The sequence below is a fragment of the Streptomyces sp. NPDC001220 genome (assembly GCF_053597895.1).
On record NZ_JBSFJE010000012.1, the window covers coordinates 203821 to 221704 of the forward strand.

Consider the following 17884-nt stretch of genomic DNA (forward strand, 5'->3'; position numbering starts at 1 on the left):
GCCTTGTTGTGCACATGGCTCCCTCATCCTTGCGACGTGGCTGGGCGATGGGCGGGGCTCTGACGACGGCAGTCGTGGTCCGTGCCCGCCATCGGATGCGGGCCTGTCCGAGGGATCTTCAATCTACCCGGGAGATGCGCACAGGAGTACCGGCGAGAGTCCGGTTCGCCGTCCACCCGGCGCTCGGCCGACGCGGTACGGCGGTCAGGATGTGTTCAGGTAGTCCGTGGCACGGTCGGGCCCCATGACACACGAGACGTCACATGCCCCGGTGCCCTCGTCGGCCGGCGCCGAGGCGGGCGCGGGCCGCCGGTCGCGCTGGAACAAGGTGCCCGAGGTCACCGTCTATTTCTGGATCATCAAGGTGCTCTGCACGACGGTCGGGGAGACCGCGGCCGACCTGCTCAACGAGAAGGCAGGGCTCGGCCTGACCGGTGTGTCGGTGCTGATGAGCGCCCTGCTGGCGGTCGTCCTGGTGGTCCAGTTCCGTACCCGTGCCTACCGGGCGGGCGTGTACTGGCCGGCCGTCGCTCTGATCAGCGTCGTGGGCACACTGGTCAGCGACAACCTGACCGACAACATGGGCGTCCCGCTGGAGACCAGTACCACCGTCTTCGCGATCGTCCTCGCGGTGGTCTTCGTGGTCTGGTACCGGCGCGAGCGGACGCTGTCCATCCATCACATCGACACCATCGGCCGCGAGTCCTACTACTGGCTCGCCGTACTGTTCACCTTCGCCCTCGGCACCGCCGCCGGCGACCTGGTCTCCGAGCGGATGAACCTCGGCTACTGGCTCGCCGCGGTCCTGTTCGCCCTGGCCATCGCCGCCGTCGCGCTGGCCCACTTCGCGCTCGGGCTCGACGCCGTGTGGAGCTTCTGGATCGCCTACGTCCTCACCCGCCCGCTCGGGGCCTCCATCGGCGACTACCTCTCCCAGCCCACCGGCGACGGCGGCCTGGGCCTGGGCACCGTCGTCACCAGCGCCCTCTTCCTCGCGGTCATCCTCGGCCTGGTGGTGTACCTGGCGGTGACCCGCAAGGACGTGGCGCAGCCTCAGCAGACGGCACGCCACGCGGTCTGACCAGGCATGTGACGGGTGTTCAGGAAGTCTTCAGGCCCACGCTGTCAGGGTCGGTGGTTGCGATCGCGCCGTCGCGGTCGCCCATCCGGCAGGAACGCTCGCCCCCCTCGCGAGGTGCGCGCCCCGCCGTCCGACCACACAAGGAGCCCCCCACCTTGCAGCAGCCGGAAGCCCTCACCGACCTCGACGTCGCGAGCACGACGAAATCGGTGATGAAGAAACTGCCCGAAGTCACCCTCGCCTTCTGGATCATGAAGATCGCGGCGACGACACTGGGCGAGACCGCCGGGGACCTCTTCGCGCAGACCCTGAAGCTCGGTTACTTCCTCACCACGATCGCGCTGTTCCTGATCTTCGTGGTGACGCTCGTCGTCCAGCTCCGCTCCCACCGGTACAACCCGTTCTTCTACTGGACGGTCATCCTGTCGACCAGCATGGCCGGCACCACCATGTCCGACTTCATGAACCGCGACGCCAGTACCAAGTACCTCTCCGGCGGCGCCACTTCACTCGGCTGGGGACCGCAGGGCCTCGGCCTCGGCTACCCCGTCGGCGCGGCCATCCTCATCTCGATCCTGCTGGTCATCTTCGCGGTGTGGCGGCTGAGCGGGATGACCTTCCAGATCCGCGACATCGTCACCTTCCGCGGCGAGGCCCTGTTCTGGTCGGCGATCCTCGTCTCCAACACCCTCGGCACCTCCATGGGTGACTTCCTGTCCGACAGTTCCGGGCTCGGCTACGCCGGTGGCGCGCTGCTGGTGACCGGGGCCCTCGCCCTGCTGGCCGTACTGATGAAGGTGCCGGCGGTGCCGAACGTCCTGCTGTTCTGGATCGCGTTCGTCCTCACCCGCCCGCTCGGCGCGACCGCGGGCGACCTCCTGACCAAGCCGGTCGCCAAGGGCGGACTGAACCTCGGTACCGCCGGCTCCTCGGCCGTCCTGCTGGCCGTTCTGCTCGGCCTCATGACCTACGCGCAGGTCCAGGAGCGCAGGGCCGCCACCTCGTAGCCGACGGTGCCGCCACCTCGTGGCCGACGGTGCTGCCACCTAGTGGCTGACGGAGCGGAAAGGCCGGCCGACCCCCGGCCGGGCGTGCGCCGCCGGTCAGCAGGGTGTCGCCGACGGCCGGAAGCCGAAGCCTGATTCCTGCCGCGTTCTCACCGTACGCCTACCTCTACATGATGTAGTAGCTGCTTGGTTGATCGCCCGGAGCGCCGCACACGCCCGGGCGGTCGGACGAGGTGAAGGAGGTGGGCGTCATGGCCGACGCCTACGGTGCCGGAAGCGGTACCGGGACGGTGTGGCGGAGGGTGACCGACCTGGCGGCGCCGCCCCCGGCGGCCGGCGGAGCCGGTGCCGGGCCGCAGCAGATTCACCGCGGGATGACACTCCTGGCGACGATCAGCCTGTTCATCGGGACGCGTGCCGCCTGGACCACCGCGATGAAGTCCGCCCCGGCCGTCGGCGCGGTCATCTCCGTCTGCTACGCCTCGATCCTCGTCTGCGCCGTCCTCAGCCTCCTGGTGCGCGACCGGCGCTCACTGATCCGTGTGGACGCTGCCGTCCTGGTGACCGCCGTCGCCCTGATGGCCTGCGGATACCTGCTCGACCACGCGGGCACCGACGAGGGCGTCCTGACCGCCCAGGCCGCGAGCGAGATCCTGCGCGGCCATCCTGTCTACGGCCAGCCCTGGGCCTGGCTCTTCGACACCCCGGCCGTCGGGATCACCAAGACCATGTCGGGCGGTGCCGACTACACCTACGGCTACCCGCCACTGACCGCCCTGCTCGCCGCCCCGGTGCACGCCGTCGTCCACTCGACAGCCGCCGCCACCCTGGTCACCACCGCGGCGCTCCTCGCCGCCTCGGTCCTGCTGTGGGTCCTGCTCCCGGCCCTGTGGCGGTCCGCGGCCACGGCCGTCTGCCTCGGCTTCGGTCTCCTGCCCCACTACGCCTACGCCGGCTACCCGGCCATCACGGCCCTCGCGCTGCTCGTCCCCGCGGTGGTCCGCTGGCCGGACACCGGTGCCGGCGGCCGTCTCGGTTCCCGGGGCACCCTACGGGCGGCGTGTCTGGGTGCCGCCTGCGCCGCGCAGCAGCTGGCCTGGTTCCTCGCCCCGTTTCTCCTGATCGGCCTGTACGCCGTCCGGCGCGGCGAACTCGGCGGACGGCGGGCTCTTGCGGTCACCGTCCGCTACGCGGCCACCGCCGCGCTCACCTGGTCGGCCGTCAACGCCTACTTCGCCGTCGAGGACTTCTCCGGCTGGCTGCACGGCATCCTGCTGCCCCTGGACCAGAAGGCGATCCTGCACGGCCAGGGCGTCATGGGCATCTCCTACTACTTCACCGCCGGCAGCAGCCGCCTCGACTTCTACTCCTACGGCAGCACGCTCCTCCTGCTGGGACTCCTGGCCGCCACCGTGCTGTTCGTGCGGCGACTCGGCCCCGCCCTGACCGTCCTGCCGTGGACCGCGTTCTACCTGGCCACCCGCTCCCAGGACGGCTACTTCCTGATGATGACCCCTCTGTGGCTGGCGGCCGCCGCCACGGTCCCGGCCGGTGAATTCGCCGCCGCCTGGCAGCCGCGTCTGCCCCGCTTCGCCGGCCGCCGGGCCAGGACCGCTCTGGCCACGGCGCTCCTCACGCCCGCCCTGCTGTGCGTCGTGGTCGCCGCCGCCAGTTCACCGCCGCTGCGCATGACCCTCGCGGTGCGCTTCGCGACCCACCACGCACGCGTCGGGATCACCGCCATCAAGGTGCGCGCCGTCAACACCACGGGGACGCGGCTCGTCCCGCACTTCGCCAGCCGCACCGGCCAGGGCGCCTCCAACTGGTGGACCGTCGCCGCCGGTCCCGGCGCCCTGGCCCCGCACTCCTTCGCCGACTACGTCGTCAGACCTCCGGGCGGCTTCCGCGCGGTGCGGCCGCGGACCTATCTCGTCGCGGTCACCGGCACCCCCATGACGATCACGACAGCCCGAGTGCCGGCGGACGCGCCCTCGGCCCGGTGAGCGGGCGGACGGCGAAACGTCCTCACCGAGCAGGTGAAAGCGCCCCCTTATCATCGCTCAGGCCATCCTGACCAGGGGCTTTACCGAGGCGTTCAGGTTGCTTTCAGGTTGGCGGGGGCGTTGTGAAACTCATGCACCAGAAGCCTCAAAACAATGGCAAAGGCATCTGTGGCACCGGGAGTTGATCGTGCCATCGTGCGGGCCATGACCACAGAGCGTCTCCTCGACGACCGCCGCCTCACCCCCCTGCGCACCATGGCGAACAAGGTGCCGGAAGTGACCGTCTACTTCTGGATCATCAAGGTGCTCACCACCGGGATGGGCGAGACCGCGTCCGACCTGCTGGCCCGGGTGCTGGGACCGGTGCCGGCGGTCGGGCTCGGTGGTCTCGCCCTGGCGGCCTCCCTGACCGTGCAGTTCGCGGTCCGCCGGTACATCGCCTGGGTGTACTGGACGGCGGTCGTCATGGTCAGCGTGTTCGGCACGATGGCCGCCGACGTGCTGCACGTCGGTCTCGGTGTGCCCTACACCGTGTCGACACCGCTCTTCCTCATCACGCTGGCCGCGGTCTTCGTCGTCTGGTACGCCGTCGAGCGCACCCTGTCCATCCACAGCATCGACACCCGAAGCCGCGAGTTCTTCTACTGGGCAACCGTCCTGGCCACCTTCGCCCTCGGCACGGCCGCCGGCGATCTCACCGCGACCATCGGCTTCGGCTATCTCGGCTCGGTCGTCCTCTTCGCCGTGGCGATCTGCCTGCCCGGGCTGGCCCACCGCTTCGGCGCCCTGAACGCCGTCCCCGCGTTCTGGACGGCGTACGTCATCACCCGCCCCCTCGGCGCCTCCCTCGCCGACTGGATGGCGCTCGGCCACACGCGGGGCGGCCTGGGGCTCGGGCTGGCACCGGTCACCCTGGCCTGGACCGCCGCCATCGTCTGCTTCGTCGGCTACCTCGCCGTCTCCCGCCGGGACACCTCCGGCGCGACGGCGGCCTGAGATGCGCCGACGCCCGGGTGACGGCCGCGCCAAGGAGCGGCAGCGGCTCCGGCGGACGTCCCTTCACGTCTCCCGGACCGCCGCCGTCGACGGCCGCTCGGCGCGGCGTGGCGTCGTGAGGTGTGACCTCGCTGCCCGGAATGCACCTCCTACAACTCGTAGGGGTGTCCGGGTACGCTGTGCGCACGACGGTGAGGGAAGGCGAACGGTGGCGGATCGAGACGACGAGGAAGCCCGCGAAGGATCCGGCAGGCGGGCGCGAGGCGAATTGGAGAGCAATGTGCTCGCCGCGCTCTGGGCCGCCGCGGGTCCGCAGACCGCGCGGGAGGTCCGCGAACGGCTGCCTGGCGATCTCGCCTACACGACCGTCCTGACCATCCTGTCCCGGCTGTACGAAAAGGGCATGCTCGTGCGCCACCGCGAGGGCCGCGGCTACGCCTACGAACCGGCCCGCGACGAGGCGTCCCACACCGCCCAGCGCATGCACTCCCTGCTGGCGGGCGGTTCCGACCGTGAGGCGGTGCTGGCGCGCTTCGTCTCGGAATTGTCCGAGCAGGACGAGCACCTGCTGCACCAGATCCTGTCCGGGAACGGCACCGCACCCGCCGAGAGCAAGCGCCCCCGCGGGAAGCGGTGAACCGGTGCTGATCAGCGTCTACATCCCGTTCCTCGTCACCGCCGCTCTCGCGGTCCTCGCCGCCCCCGTGGCGCGTCTGCTTCCGCCGCGCCGGGCGGCCTGGGCCCTGGCCTGCGCCGCGCTGGTGACGGCGGTCGGCTGGGCGGGATCGCTCGCTCTGCTGGCCTTCTCCGGCGTGGCGCAGGTCCCGGAGATCGCCGAGGAGGGCCGTTGGTCGGTGGCGGCGCTGCGCGCCGAGGACCCGGTGTACCTGGTCGTCGCGGCCGGCAGCGCCCTGGTGCTGGTCACCTGCGTGGTCTCGCTGGTCGTGGCCGCCGTACGACAGGTGCGTCACCTGGTCCGGGCGCGGCGGGAGTGCGCCCAGCTGCCGGGGCGGACGGAACTGGCGGTGGTCGACGACGACGTCCCGCTGGCCTTCGCGCTGCCCGGGGCGCCGGGGCGGATCGTGGTCTCACGGGGCATGCTGTGCTGCCTCGGCGACGAGGAGCGTGAGGCACTGCTCGCGCACGAACGGGCACATCTGCGGGGGCGCCATCATGTCTTCCAGAGCCTGTGGCGGCTCACGGCCGCGCTGAATCCGCTGCTGCGGCCGGTGACCGTCGCGGGTGAGTTCGTCCTGGAGCGCTGGGCCGACGAGGAGGCCGCCGAGTGTGTCGGTGACCGCAGGGTCGTCGCGCACGCTGTCGGGCGGGCCGCCCTGGCTTCCGCCGGTGCGTCCCGTCCCGCGGCGCTGGCCGTGACCGGCGGGGTGGTGCCGCAGCGGGTGCGGGCTCTGCTGGACCCGCCGCCCGCTCGCCGCAGCCTTCCCCTGCTGGCCGGCGGAGTGCTCCTGGCCGTCTGCTGCGCGAGCCTCGCCAACGCCGCGTCCGACAGCGACCGCATGCTCGACGGCGCACAGTGGGCACTGTGCGGGAAAGCCGGCGGGAGCGTCGCTACGGCAGGTGCGAATCCCGGCGGTGACGTCGCCAGGGCGCCTTCGGACCACGGGCATCGGCCGGACGCCCGTTGTGACGGCCCCGACCGTACGGAGCACGGGGAATGACGTTTCCGACCGGTTCGGGACGTGCCCTCACCCGCCCGACGGAGTAATGACCTCCCGGTCATCGGGGGGCGACCGGGAGCAGCGGGGTGAACCTGCCCCGCGCAGCCGCCTGACTGGCCCGGGCCGTCGACGCGCCGCCCGGTCCGTGCGCGCTGCCGGAGATCACCGCCCGGCGGATCACCTGGCCGACGCCGACCGCGACCGGTTGCCACTGGTCCCTCGTGTCCTGCCGGCCCCGCCGCGTCGCCGGCGCACCGGGCCGCCGCTGCACGCGGCGGTCACGGAAGTCCGGGCCGTACCCGCCCGCCACGGGCCGGCAGCGCCGATGTCACCGGCGTGGCCGGCACGGGCCGCCCGTCGAGGTCACAGGGCGGACTGCGTGGCGGCGGCCGGTGCGGCCGTCAGGAACGGGCGTAGCGCCCCATGGCTCAGGGAGTCGATCAGCGGGGTGGCCCAGCGCCGCGACGCCAGGCTGACGAGGTAGGCGACGGGCAGTGCCAGGACCGCGGAACCGAGGACGTCGTGGGGGTAGTGGGCACCGACGTAGACCCGGCTGAAGCCCTCCACCACGGCGAACACGGCGGCGATCGCGCTCAGCCGGCGGTTCAGCAGGAACAGCGCGGCGACCGAGGCGGCGGCCACCGTGCTGTGCCCGCTGGGGAAGGCGTAGTCCGAGGGCGCGGGACAGGTGTCGACGAGATAGGCGTGCGGCATCGACCGGCAGGGCCGCACCTCGGCCACGATCCTCTTGACGATCTCGGCGGCGGCGAAGGCGATCACGACGGCCACCGGCGCGGCGAGCGCGAGGGTCATCGCCTGTGCGCCGCGGCGCCGGGCGGTCCACCAGCCCGCGATCATGAGGACCGCGAAGACGCCCAGGCCGAAGTTGGTCCACACTTCCATCGGCGTGTTGAGCCACGTCGTGGCGCGGGCGAGGTCGGTGACCGAGGTGAACAGCGATCCGTCGATGCCGGATCCGTCGAATGCCAGCTGCGCGGTGGCGGCCGCGGCCATAACGGGACGTCCCTCCGTGTGAGTACGCCGACAGAGGACGGGACGAGCACGAGAGGACGTGGCTCGGGGCCGCGCAGCCGAACGGCTCCCGCCTGCGCGATGGCGCCTTGATGACATTGCGCTGATGCGAAGATGGCTGCCTGGTAAATCTACTACATCTTGTAGACGGGCGGCCGGTCGAGGCGTGCCGTGCGCGCCGGTCCGTCGGGCGGCGGAAGCGTCTGCGTGTCGGCGGGACTCCGCCGGTCGGCGGCGCCTCGGGCGTCCGGGGCCCGGTGCGGAGCGGGGTCGAGCCTCCACCGCGTGGGTGCCGCGGCCGGGTACGGCCGTCGTTCCGCCGGTGCGACGGGTGCGGAGCCGCTCGAGCATGAACCTCTACGCCTTGTAGTAGGTTCACTTGCGCTCGCCCGAGGGTGTCGAACCCGGGCGCTCGAAGGTCTCGCGCCCGGCGACCGTTCCCTAAGTTCTACATCATGTAGTAGTTTCGGTGTCCGGTGCCACCGCGATCGAGTCGTGGCCCTGGTCCGCGCGGAGGCGCGGCCTCGGCCTGCCCGCGGTGCCGTCCGGGCCGGAGCATGCCCGGCCGCGCCCCGTATCCCGTCAGGAGGCTGATCGACCGTGCCCTACCGCGACGACCTGGTGCCGGAGCCGGTGCCTTCGCCGTCCGCCGCACCGCCGCAGAACCCGGGCACCGGGCGGATCGCGATCATCTCCGCCGGTGTCGGCGCGGGACACGACGGCGCGGCCGCGGGGCTGGCCCAGAGGCTCACCGAGCACGGATTCCGGGTGGACCGGCACGACTTCCTCGACCTGCTGCCCGCTCAGGCCGGCCGCCTGCTGTGCGGTACCTATCACCGGATGCTGACCTTGATGCCGGAGGGCTATCAGCGCCTGTACGCGGCCACCGACCGGGCCGCACGCCCCGGTGTGGTGTGGCGGGCACTGTTCCGTGCCGCCGAGCGGCGCACACTGCGGGCGCTCGCGCCGGATACCCGCGCGGTCGTCTCCACCTACCCGGGAGCCAGCCAGGTCCTCGGCGCGCTCCGCCGGCGCGGCCTGCTGACCGTTCCGGCCTTCACCTACCTGACCGACTTCTCCGTCCACGCCCTGTGGGTGGCCTCCGGCATCGACGCCCATCTCGCCGTGCACCCCGTACCGGCGGCCCAGGCCCATGCGCGGGGCGCGGCCGCCGTCACCGTCGCCGGCCCCGTCACCGATCGGCGCTTCACCCCCGCCACCGCCGGACAACGGGCCGCCGCCCGCGACCGGTTCGCCCTGCCCGAGCACGGGCCCCTTGCCCTGCTCGTCGCCGGATCGTGGGGCGTGGGCCCGGTGCGACGGGCCGCCGCCGAGATACAGGAGACCGGAGTCGCGGTACCCGTGGTGGTGTGCGGGCGCAATCAGGCCCTCGCGGACCAGTTGCGCCGGGACGGTATCCAGCACGCCTTCGGCTGGGTGGACGACATGCCGGGCCTGATGCACGCCTGCGACGTCCTGGTCCAGAACGCCGGCGGACTGACGTCGCTGGAGGCGTTCGCCGCCGGGCTGCCGGTGGTCAGCTACCGCTGCATCCCCGGGCACGGCCACACCAACGCCGCCGCCCTCGACGAGGCGGGCCTGGCGGCCTGGATCCGCGATCCGGCGGCCCTCGGCCCGCTGCTGGCCGAACTCCTGCACGGACCGCGCGGCGAGGACCAGCGCGCGGCAGGACTCGCCCTGCACCGCTCAGCCCTCGGGCCGATATCCGCCATCACCGCCAGAACCGGGCCGCGGTCCACGCCGGGCACCCCGACCTCACCGCAGCGATTCCCCGCGAGACGACGGATCGCCCTGACAGCCGTCACCGTGACGGCCACGGCCTCCCTGGGCGTGGCCGCCCCACTCGCCTACGCCTACAACGAAACGCCCGCCCGCTTCAACGCCGTCGCCCACTACCTGGACGGAGACGGACGATGACGCCGGTCCGGCTGGCCCGTGCCACCGCGCTCGCCTCGGCCGTGGCACTGCCCGCGCTCGCCGCCCTGAACGCCGCGCCCGGGATCTCCACGCTCGGCCCGCTGCGGAACGCGGCCATGCCCCGCCTGGCCGGTCAGGGCCGGCCCGACCACGTGGCCCTCACCTTCGACGACGGCCCCGACCACCTCTCCACCCCGCACTTTCTCGGTCTCCTCGACGCGCGCGGGGTGCGGGCCACCTTCTTCCTGCTCGGCTCGATGCTGGTCCGCTCACCCGGGTTGGCGAAGGAAATGGCCGCCGCCGGGCACGAGATCGCCGTGCACGGCTGGCACCACCGCCCCCTGCTGATCCGCGGTCCCCGTACCACCTACGACGACCTCGCCAGGGCCCGCGATGCCGTGGGCGACGTCACCGGAAGGCCACCGACGCTCTTCCGGCCGCCGTACGGAGTGATGACCACGGCCGCCCATCTGGCCTGCCGCCGCCTCGGTCTGACCCCGGTCCTGTGGACCTGCTGGGGCGAGGACTGGCGCAGGCGGGCCAGCCCGCGGTCCGTCCAGGACACCGTCCTGCGCGACCTGCGCGGCGGTGGCACCATCCTGCTGCACGACTCCGACTGCACCTCCGCCACCGGCTCCTGGCGCACCACCCTCGGAGCGCTGCCCCGCATCCTCGACACCTGCCAGGCGCGTGGCTGGCAGGTCGGTCCCCTGCACGAACATGGTGTCCCGCCCGTTCGCGTCCGCCGGACCTCCGGGTCCTGACGCCGACGGCTCCCGTCCCGGGAACCAGGGAGGGAGCCGTTCGGGTGGTGCGAGCGGCCGGCTTCAGCGGGTCACGCGTGCCGGTGCGAGCGCCGGTTTCCGGTGACGAGGCGGTAGAGGATGAGCAGGATCAGGGAGCCGACGATCGCGGCGATCCAGGTGGACAGGTCGAAGAACCCGTCGATGGAGTCGACGCCGAAGATCACCTTGCCGAGCCAGCCGCCCAGCAGACCGCCGACGATGCCGATGAGCATGGTGACGATGATGCCGCCAGGGTCCTTGCCCGGCATCAGGGCCTTGGCGATGGCGCCGGCGAGCAGGCCGATGATGATCCACGCGATGATGCCCATGGTGCGTCTCCGCTTCCTCGGATAAAGGCTGTGTCAGCTCATCGTGTGCACCGATCGCGCCCGAACAAACGTCTCATCCGGGTCACGGCCGCACCGGTGCCCGATCCGAGGGGCAGTGGACGGCGTCATGAGGTCCGGGAACGAGCCCGCGGCGCTCAGAGGGGACCTGACGGTGAGTCGGCCCGACGCGTACCGCCGACCGGGCCGTCGGCCAGAGCGATCCGGGCGGTGACACTCTTGCCGGAGGGTTCCTGGCGGACGTGGAACGCCTGGACGACGGCCATGACGATCTCCAGCCCGTGCTGACCGACCCTTCCGGGATCTCCCCGCCGGGCGGCGGGCCGTGCGCGCGCACTGTCCCGTACGGTCACCTCCACGGCCTCGTCCGCGATGCGCAGTTCCATCCACAGCGGTCCGGGGGCGTACTTGCGGGCGTTGGTGACCAGTTCGCTGACCACCAGGCGGGTGAGGTCCACGGCCCGCGCCGACACGGCCACACCATGGTCCGTCCGGGCACGGCCGAGGAAGTCCGCGGCGAGATGGCGTGCTTCGCCGATACAGGCGTCGTCGCCGTCCAACGGGACGGCGGTGGCTATCGGACGAGGACTCGGCTCTCCTTCGCCTTCACTGCCGGCAGACTCCACGCTTCGTCACCTTCGTTCCCGTCGTCCGTCGGCACCTGACCCGCGCGCTGCGCCTCCTGCTCCTTCTTACTCCAAGTGCCCAGTCCTACGGGCGCTGTTCCCCGTAGTATCAGCGATGACTCCTCGCACAGGAGTTGGCGGCCCAGCCGCTCCAGCGAACGCAGTCGAGGACCCGGTGACAGACGCCCAGCCGGACCAGCGTGGCCAACTGACAGTCAGCGAAGCCGTCCTCGACGGCGTCAGGGTCGTCGCCCTGCGCGGCGAACTGGACCACACCACACGCGATCTCGCCCGGCAGGCGTTGAGCCCGCCCGCCACCGACGCCTTCCCGCGGACCGTCGCCGATCTCACCCGGCTGACCTTCATGGACTCGGCCGGCATCAACGCGCTCATCGCCGCTCACCGCGCGGCCACGGACGCCCAGGGCTGGCTCCGGGTGGTTGGTGCGCAACCGACCGTCCAGCGGGTACTGGAACTCGTCGGCATCGACGCCCTCATCCCCTGCCGCCCGACGGTGCGCGAAGCACTGGAAGGCTGACGTCGGAACGTGTGCCGTAAGCTGCACGCGCCATCCGTTGGCACACTTATACGAATACCGAAGGGGCATGCGCATGGCGAAGCCGGACAACACCGTTGACCTGGTGAGGCTCCTTTCGGACGGCGACCGGGACCTGGCTGCGGAGTGGGTCGCCGAGGTGTCGGCGTCGCTGGGCAGCCGCGTGAGCGCGGCCGAGGTCGACCGCGAACTCCGCGAACTCTACGAAGCCTTGGTGGCGGCGTTGCGGGAGGGCGCGGCCGACGTCCACTCGGACCAGATGTACGAGGTCCGGGCCCTGCTGACCGAACTGTCACGGAACCGGGCCCGGCAGGGATTCTCCCCGAGCGAGACAGCCATCGGTGTCTTCACGCTGAAGCGGGTCCTGGAACCCCTGCTGGCGGACGGGTCCGCCGAGGAGATCCAGGCCTATCTGCGGCTCGGTCGCATCCTGGACGGTCTGGGGCTCTTCACGATCGAGACCTACACGCAGACGCGGGAGGAGCTCATCACCGCGCAGGCGGAGCAACTCCTCGAGCTGTCCACGCCGGTGGTGCGGCTGTGGGACGGGGTCATCGCCGTACCGCTGGTCGGCACCCTGGACTCGGCGCGCACCCAGGTGGTGATGGAGAAGCTGCTGCAGGCCCTCGTGGACACCGGCTCCGAGCAGGCGATCATCGACATCACCGGGGTTCCCGCGGTGGACACCCAGGTCGCCCAGCATCTGCTCAAGACCATCGTCGCCGCCCGGCTGATGGGCGCCGAGTGCACCGTGTCCGGGATCAGCCCGCAGATCGCGCAGACCATCGTGGCGCTCGGCATCGAGTTCGACGGGATCGTGACGAAGGCCAGCCTGGCCGACGCGCTCAAGCTGGCGCTGCGCCGGTCCGGCGTGGACATGGTCGCGCACCAGAGCGCACAGCGATGAGCGAGCGCATCCCGATCCTGCGGATCGGAGACATCCTTCTGGTGTCCGTCCAGTCCGACCTGGAGGACCAGACGGTCCTGAACCTCCAGGAGGATCTGGCCGAGCAGATCGTCGCCAGGTCCGCGGGGGGTGTCGTCATCGACATCAGCGCTCTGGAGATCGTCGACTCCTTCGTGGGTCGCATGCTGGCGACGATGGCCGCCATCTCCCGCATGCTCGACGCCCGTACGGTCGTCGTGGGCATGCGCCCCGCCGTGGCCATCACCCTGGTGGAGCTCGGCCTTTCGCTCGGTGGCGTCAGTACGGCCCTGGACCTGGAGAAGGGCCTGGCGAAACTGCGCCGCTCCTCCGGTTCGGCCCCGCGATGACGGCGCTCTGGACAGCCGAAGGGGAACTCCAGGTCCATCCCATCGCGCGCAGCGGTGACCTCGTCCACGTCCGCCAGGTCATCCGGACGCTGTCCCAGCAGTGCGGTCTCTCCCTGGTCGACCAGACGAAGATGATCACCGCCGCGAGCGAACTCGCCCGTAACACGCTCACCTACGGCGGCGGAGGAACGGTCCGGACCGGCCTGGTCACCGCGCACGGCAGACGAGGTGTGGCCGCCGTCTTCGAGGACTCGGGTCCTGGTATCGCCGACGTCGAGCAGGCCATGACGGACGGCTGGACCTCCGGCAGCGGCCTTGGCCTCGGCCTCAGCGGTGCCCGCCGCCTCGTCGACGACTTCGACCTGAGCACCGTGCCAGGCGAGGGTACGGCCGTGACCATAGTCAAGTGGGTGCGGTGAGCAGCGCGACCATGCTGGACGGCGAGGACGTGGCGTGGTTCCGGGACAGCGCCTCGCTGGCCCCGGCCGCCCGGGCCGCGGCGGCCACCCTCGCCCGGCGCCTGGGGCTCAGCAGCCACCGCTGCGCCGAGGTCGCCCTCGCCGTCACCGAAGCCGCCACGAACCTGCAACGGCACGCAGTGGACGGGGCGTTGCTGCTGCGCGTGGTGCGCTCCGGCGATGCGGCCGGAGTCGAGTTCCTCACCATCGACGCGGGCCCCGGCATGACGGACGTCCCCGCCGCCCTGAGCGACGGAACGTCCAGCGCGGGCACCCTCGGGATCGGGCTGGGCGCGGTTGCCCGGCTCTCGGACCACTTCGACCTGCACTCCGTGCCGGGCCGCGGCACGGTCATGACCGCGCGGTTCTGGCCCCGCACCGCCGACGGCAGGGCCGCCCTCGCCCTGCCGCCCGCGTCTCCCACCGCCGGTGTGACCAGGCCCATCAGCGGCGAGAGCGTGTGCGGGGACGCGTGGGCCGTCCGCACCGTCGCCGCCGGGAGCGGACCGCCCGTCGTCCTGCTCATGCTGTGCGACGGTCTCGGCCACGGGCCCCTCGCGGCCCGCGCCAGCCAGGCGGCGGTCAAAGCCTTCCACGACGCGCGCGACCTGAGTCCGGAGGGCGTCCTCAACGCCGTCCACCCCGCCCTGCGCGGGACCCGTGGCGGGGCGGTGGCCGTGGCGCGGATCGAACCCGGCGCGGGCCGGGCGCTGTACTGCGGCATCGGCAACATCAGCGGTTTCCTCATCGGCGACGGCCCGCGCCGGGCGCTGCTGTCGGCTCCCGGGATCGTCGGCGCGCACATGCGGCGGCTGCGGACGTTCGAGGCACCCCTCCCGGACCACGGCGCCCTGGTGATGCACTCCGACGGCCTGACCGAACGCTGGGACCACGAAGCGCTGCCGGGCCTGCTGCACCACTCACCGCTCGTCATGGCCGGCCATCTGCTCCGCGAAGCGGGTGTACGACGGGACGACGCGAGTGTGGTGGTCGTCAAGGGGGCCTGGTGACCGAGGACGGGCGAGGTGGTCATGGCGCCCAACGGGTATGAGCCGAGTCTGCGCGGCGGCGAGCGGCGGGTGAGTCACGCGCCCGCCGCGAGCGGCCAGGTGACCCGCTTCCGTCTGTTCTCCGCCCAGGACGTCTTCGGCCTGCGCCGCAGCGCTCAACAGGCGGCCTCCGCACTGGCGTTGGACGGGCAGGACCAGGTGCGGCTGGCGACCGCCCTGAGCGAACTGGGAAGGGACCGGCTCGGGTGCCGCGACCTGGAGGTCACCTTCGGCCTGGACTCGGCGGAGCGGCCCACGGCCCTCGTCGTCACCTTCTCCTGGAGCGGCGGACCGCCGCCCGCCCGGGACACCCTCGACCTGGTCGCGAAGCTCGTGCAGGTCGACCACGAGGCCGGCACCGGCGCCGGCCGCGTCGTCATCACCCAGCCGCTCCCCACCGAAGGCCCGAAGCCGGCGGAGCGGCACAGCCGGCTGGCGGAGGCCCTCCACGACGGCCCCCGAACCACCGAGGCCGACTATCTCCGCGCCCAGACAAGGGACCTGATCGCCACCTTGGAGGAGACCCGTGCCCAGCGGGAGGAACTTCGCCGGCTCAACGAAGAGCTGGAGGAGACCAACCGCGGAGTACTCGCCCTGTACTCGGAGCTGACCCAGGAGCTCGAGACCACCAACAGCGGCGTGCTCGCGCTCCACTCCGAACTGGAGGACAAACGCCACCAGTTGCAGGAGGCGAGCGAGGCGAAGACCCGGTTCTGGACGAACATCAGCCACGAACTGCGCACCCCGGTCAACTCCGTGGTCGCTCTCTCCAGACTGCTGCTGGCCCCCGGCTCCCCGGCCCTGACCGGCGAGCAGCGGGAACAGGTCGGGCTCATCGCCTCCTCCGGCCACTCGCTCCTGTCGCTCGTGAACGACCTCCTCGACGTTGCGAAGGCCGAGGCCGGTCATCTCGACATCCATCCGGAGTCCGTCGACCTGCGCCTGCTCGTCACCCACCAGAGCAGGCTCCTGCTCAGCAGCCACGGCCGGGACGGGGTCGCCCTGCTCACCCCCGGCCTGGAACGGCCGCCGGCCCTGGTGACCGACGAGACGCTCCTGGTCCGGATCCTGCGCAACGTCCTGTCCAACGCCCTGAAGTTCACCGAGCAGGGCGAAGTGCGCCTGGTCATCACCGCGGACCCGGAACCCTCCGCCCCCGCGGTCCTGTTCACCGTCACCGATACCGGAGTCGGCATCCCTCCGGACGAACTCGACCGCGTCTTCGAGGCGTTCTACCAGGTCAGGGGCGCGCACCAGAGCAGGAGGCCGGGCACCGGACTGGGTCTGCCGTACGCCCGTACGCTCACCGAGCTCCTCGGCGGCTCCCTCACCCTCACCAGCCAGGTCGGAGCCGGCACCCGGGTGCGGATACGCCTGCCGGATCTCGGTCACGCGTACACGAAGGAACCCGACGCGGGAGGAACAAGCCGTGACCGGTAGAGCCGAGGACCTGCTGCCCGCAACCGTCCTGGTCGTCGACGACAACGAGACGAACCGCTACCTCCTCACCAGCTGGCTGCGACGCGCGGGACACACCGTCGTCGCCGTCGGCACCGGCGAGCAGGGCCTCACCCGTCTGGACTCCACACCCGGCGACGCGCTTCCGGACCTCGCGATCATCGACGTCCTCCTCCCCGACATGAGCGGCTTCGAGGTCAGCGAACGCGTCAAGGGCTCCCCGCGGACGGCCCATCTGCCGATCATTCAGATCTCCGCGGCCGCCATGAGCCCGGACGACCACGCGGAGGGCCTGCGGCGAGGCGCGGACGCCTATCTCGACCAGCCCATCGACCCCGGTGAACTCCTCGCCACCGTCACCGCCACACTGCGCTACGCCCGAGCCCGCCAACGCGCCGAACGGCTCGCGCAACGCCTGATCGCACTGAACAGCGCGACGCTGGACGTCTACAGCGCGGTCGGCTTCCACTCCTTCGCCTCCGCGGCGACCGGCGGCGCGGCGGCCGTCCTGGCCAGCGCGGCCAGCGCGGTCTTCCTCTCACCCCACGCGCAGGCCGTCCACAGCATGATCGACGGCCCGGAGAGCACCGTACGCACCCACCCGGCCCCTCCCGGCCTCCCTGACCAACTGGCGGCCCGCTGCCTGAACGAGGAGACCGGCGTCGCGGTCGTCCGCCTTCCCGCCGGACAGTGGCGCGCCCTGCTCCCCGCCGACCATCTCCACGGGGAGGTCGCCCTCGCGGTCGCCCGTACCAAGCGCGGCCGTCCCCCCGTCTGCCTGGCCGTGCCCGCCGCCGCCCTGCACGGCGCCGACGACGAACAGCTCTTCCAGCAACTGGCGAACTCCAGCGCGCTCGCGCTCGAAGCCCTGCGCACCTACAACGAGGAACACGCCCTGGGCCTCGCCCTGCAGCGTTCCTTCCTCCCCAAGGAAATGCCGACCGTGCCCGGCGTCGAACTGGCCTTCCGCTACCTGCCCGCCTCCGAACACGCGGAAATCGGCGGCGACTTCTACGAAGCGGTACCGACGGTCAACGGGCTGCTGCTCGCCATCGGGGACGTCGTCGGCCACTCGCTGACCGCCGCCACCGTCATGGGCGAGGTACGGCACGCGCTGCGCGCCTACGCCATCGAGGGCCACCCCCCGCACCACATCCTGCAGCGCCTCGAAACGCTCCTGAACCAGTCCCAGCCCGGCGTCACGGTCACGCTCTGCCTCGCCCTCATCACCCCCGACCGCCGCCTGCACATCGCCAACGCCGGCCATATCCCGCCCCTCGTGATCGACCCGCGGGAAGGACCGCGTTTCCACCATCCGCACGGTCCGCTGCTGGGCCTGGGGCTTCCCCATCCCCCGCCCGCCGTCCTCCCGGCCCCGCCCGGCACCCGCCTCCTCATGGTGACGGACGGCCTCATCGAGGTACGCACCACCAACCTCGACACCAGCCTCACCGAACTCCGCGACGCCGTGGCCGACGGCCCGGCAGGACTCGAAAGCATGTGTGATCAGCTGCTCGCTCGTTTCGGGCAGAACAAGGACGACGACATCGCCTTGATCACAGCCCTGTTCGCGTGAGCGGCGGTCGAAGACGTG

18 protein-coding genes are annotated in these 17884 nt (G+C 71.7%); 15 read left to right on the top strand and 3 right to left on the bottom strand.

Features of this window, described 5'->3' with window-relative positions; all coding sequences use genetic code 11:
• The first annotated feature begins 244 nt into the window (after positions 1–244).
• The 6 genes from ACWDGI_RS27995 to ACWDGI_RS28020 all read left to right on the top strand — a co-directional run bounded on the left by ACWDGI_RS27995 (position 245) and on the right by ACWDGI_RS28020 (position 6766).
• Positions 245–1081, top strand: a complete 837-nt coding sequence (locus ACWDGI_RS27995) for a COG4705 family protein (RefSeq protein WP_450763530.1) — start codon at positions 245–247, stop codon at positions 1079–1081.
• Between the two features lie 155 nt (positions 1082–1236).
• On the top strand, positions 1237–2088 hold the full coding sequence (locus ACWDGI_RS28000; protein WP_450763532.1) for a COG4705 family protein: 852 nt from the start codon (positions 1237–1239) through the stop codon (positions 2086–2088).
• Positions 2089–2339: 251 nt separating this feature from the next.
• Positions 2340–4091, top strand: a complete 1752-nt coding sequence (locus ACWDGI_RS28005) for a hypothetical protein (protein WP_450763534.1) — start codon at positions 2340–2342, stop codon at positions 4089–4091.
• A 204-nt stretch (positions 4092–4295) separates the two neighbouring features.
• The gene (locus ACWDGI_RS28010) at positions 4296–5087 is read left to right on the top strand and encodes a COG4705 family protein (protein ID WP_450763536.1); all 792 of its coding nucleotides are present in this window, start codon (positions 4296–4298) and stop codon (positions 5085–5087) included.
• 208 nt (positions 5088–5295) lie between these two features.
• Positions 5296–5724, top strand: coding sequence for a BlaI/MecI/CopY family transcriptional regulator (locus tag ACWDGI_RS28015; RefSeq protein ID WP_450763537.1), 429 nt, complete (start codon positions 5296–5298; stop codon positions 5722–5724).
• A 4-nt stretch (positions 5725–5728) separates the two neighbouring features.
• Complete coding sequence (locus ACWDGI_RS28020; protein WP_450763538.1) at positions 5729–6766, top strand: M56 family metallopeptidase; 1038 nt, start codon at positions 5729–5731, stop codon at positions 6764–6766.
• 363 nt (positions 6767–7129) lie between these two features.
• Here the strand turns inward: ACWDGI_RS28020 and ACWDGI_RS28025 are convergent, their stop codons facing one another.
• A complete protein-coding gene (locus ACWDGI_RS28025; RefSeq protein WP_450763540.1) occupies positions 7130–7780 on the bottom strand; it encodes a phosphatase PAP2 family protein in 651 nt (216 codons plus the stop codon).
• Positions 7781–8398: 618 nt separating this feature from the next.
• On the opposite strand from ACWDGI_RS28025, the gene ACWDGI_RS28030 reads away from it, so the two are divergent.
• Positions 8399–9736 carry a glycosyltransferase gene (locus tag ACWDGI_RS28030; RefSeq protein ID WP_450763542.1) on the top strand — a complete coding sequence of 446 codons (1338 nt, stop codon included), beginning with the start codon at positions 8399–8401 and terminating at the stop codon, positions 9734–9736.
• Positions 9733–10500, top strand: a complete 768-nt coding sequence (locus tag ACWDGI_RS28035) for a polysaccharide deacetylase family protein (protein WP_450763544.1) — start codon at positions 9733–9735, stop codon at positions 10498–10500. The genes ACWDGI_RS28030 and ACWDGI_RS28035 overlap by 4 nt, the downstream gene beginning before the upstream one ends.
• 71 nt (positions 10501–10571) lie before the next feature.
• Here ACWDGI_RS28035 and ACWDGI_RS28040 read toward each other — a convergent pair whose 3' ends face one another.
• Both ACWDGI_RS28040 and ACWDGI_RS28045 read right to left on the bottom strand, forming a co-directional pair.
• Complete coding sequence (locus tag ACWDGI_RS28040; RefSeq protein ID WP_450763546.1) at positions 10572–10850, bottom strand: GlsB/YeaQ/YmgE family stress response membrane protein; 279 nt, start codon at positions 10848–10850, stop codon at positions 10572–10574.
• 155 nt (positions 10851–11005) lie between these two features.
• Entirely contained in the window at positions 11006–11494 is a 489-nt protein-coding gene (locus ACWDGI_RS28045; RefSeq protein ID WP_450763547.1) for an ATP-binding protein, read from the bottom strand.
• Positions 11495–11669: 175 nt separating this feature from the next.
• Between ACWDGI_RS28045 and ACWDGI_RS28050 the strand changes: the two genes are divergently transcribed.
• The 7 genes from ACWDGI_RS28050 (at position 11670) to ACWDGI_RS28080 (ending at position 17866) form a co-directional block, all read left to right on the top strand.
• A complete protein-coding gene (locus tag ACWDGI_RS28050; protein ID WP_450763549.1) occupies positions 11670–12032 on the top strand; it encodes an STAS domain-containing protein in 363 nt (120 codons plus the stop codon).
• A 73-nt stretch (positions 12033–12105) separates the two neighbouring features.
• Complete coding sequence (locus ACWDGI_RS28055) at positions 12106–12957, top strand: STAS domain-containing protein (protein ID WP_450763551.1); 852 nt, start codon at positions 12106–12108, stop codon at positions 12955–12957.
• Positions 12954–13325: an STAS domain-containing protein gene (locus ACWDGI_RS28060; protein WP_362719850.1), complete on the top strand. Its 372-nt coding sequence runs from the start codon at positions 12954–12956 to the stop codon at positions 13323–13325. Before ACWDGI_RS28055 ends, ACWDGI_RS28060 begins: the two co-directional genes overlap by 4 nt.
• Entirely contained in the window at positions 13322–13744 is a 423-nt protein-coding gene (locus ACWDGI_RS28065; protein ID WP_450763553.1) for an anti-sigma regulatory factor, read from the top strand. The genes ACWDGI_RS28060 and ACWDGI_RS28065 overlap by 4 nt, the downstream gene beginning before the upstream one ends.
• 11 nt (positions 13745–13755) lie before the next feature.
• The gene (locus ACWDGI_RS28070) at positions 13756–14793 is read left to right on the top strand and encodes an ATP-binding SpoIIE family protein phosphatase (protein WP_450763770.1); all 1038 of its coding nucleotides are present in this window, start codon (positions 13756–13758) and stop codon (positions 14791–14793) included.
• Positions 14794–14862: 69 nt separating this feature from the next.
• The gene (locus ACWDGI_RS28075) at positions 14863–16272 is read left to right on the top strand and encodes a sensor histidine kinase (protein ID WP_450763772.1); all 1410 of its coding nucleotides are present in this window, start codon (positions 14863–14865) and stop codon (positions 16270–16272) included.
• Positions 16262–17866, top strand: coding sequence for a SpoIIE family protein phosphatase (locus ACWDGI_RS28080; protein WP_450763555.1), 1605 nt, complete (start codon positions 16262–16264; stop codon positions 17864–17866). Before ACWDGI_RS28075 ends, ACWDGI_RS28080 begins: the two co-directional genes overlap by 11 nt.
• Positions 17867–17884: the final 18 nt, after the last annotated feature.

Excerpts from the sequence above, each read along its gene's own strand:
- ACWDGI_RS27995 (WP_450763530.1), top strand. The coding sequence starts at position 245 with ATGACACACGAGACGTCACATGCCCCGGTGCCCTCGTCGGCCGGCGCC.
- ACWDGI_RS28005 (WP_450763534.1), top strand. The coding sequence starts at position 2,340 with ATGGCCGACGCCTACGGTGCCGGAAGCGGTACCGGGACGGTGTGGCGG.
- ACWDGI_RS28010 (WP_450763536.1), top strand. The coding sequence starts at position 4,296 with ATGACCACAGAGCGTCTCCTCGACGACCGCCGCCTCACCCCCCTGCGC.
- ACWDGI_RS28025 (WP_450763540.1), bottom strand. The coding sequence starts at position 7,780 with ATGGCCGCGGCCGCCACCGCGCAGCTGGCATTCGACGGATCCGGCATC.
- ACWDGI_RS28035 (WP_450763544.1), top strand. The coding sequence starts at position 9,733 with ATGACGCCGGTCCGGCTGGCCCGTGCCACCGCGCTCGCCTCGGCCGTG.
- ACWDGI_RS28040 (WP_450763546.1), bottom strand. The coding sequence starts at position 10,850 with ATGGGCATCATCGCGTGGATCATCATCGGCCTGCTCGCCGGCGCCATC.
- ACWDGI_RS28055 (WP_450763551.1), top strand. The coding sequence starts at position 12,106 with ATGGCGAAGCCGGACAACACCGTTGACCTGGTGAGGCTCCTTTCGGAC.
- ACWDGI_RS28060 (WP_362719850.1), top strand. The coding sequence starts at position 12,954 with ATGAGCGAGCGCATCCCGATCCTGCGGATCGGAGACATCCTTCTGGTG.
- ACWDGI_RS28065 (WP_450763553.1), top strand. The coding sequence starts at position 13,322 with ATGACGGCGCTCTGGACAGCCGAAGGGGAACTCCAGGTCCATCCCATC.
- ACWDGI_RS28070 (WP_450763770.1), top strand. The coding sequence starts at position 13,756 with ATGCTGGACGGCGAGGACGTGGCGTGGTTCCGGGACAGCGCCTCGCTG.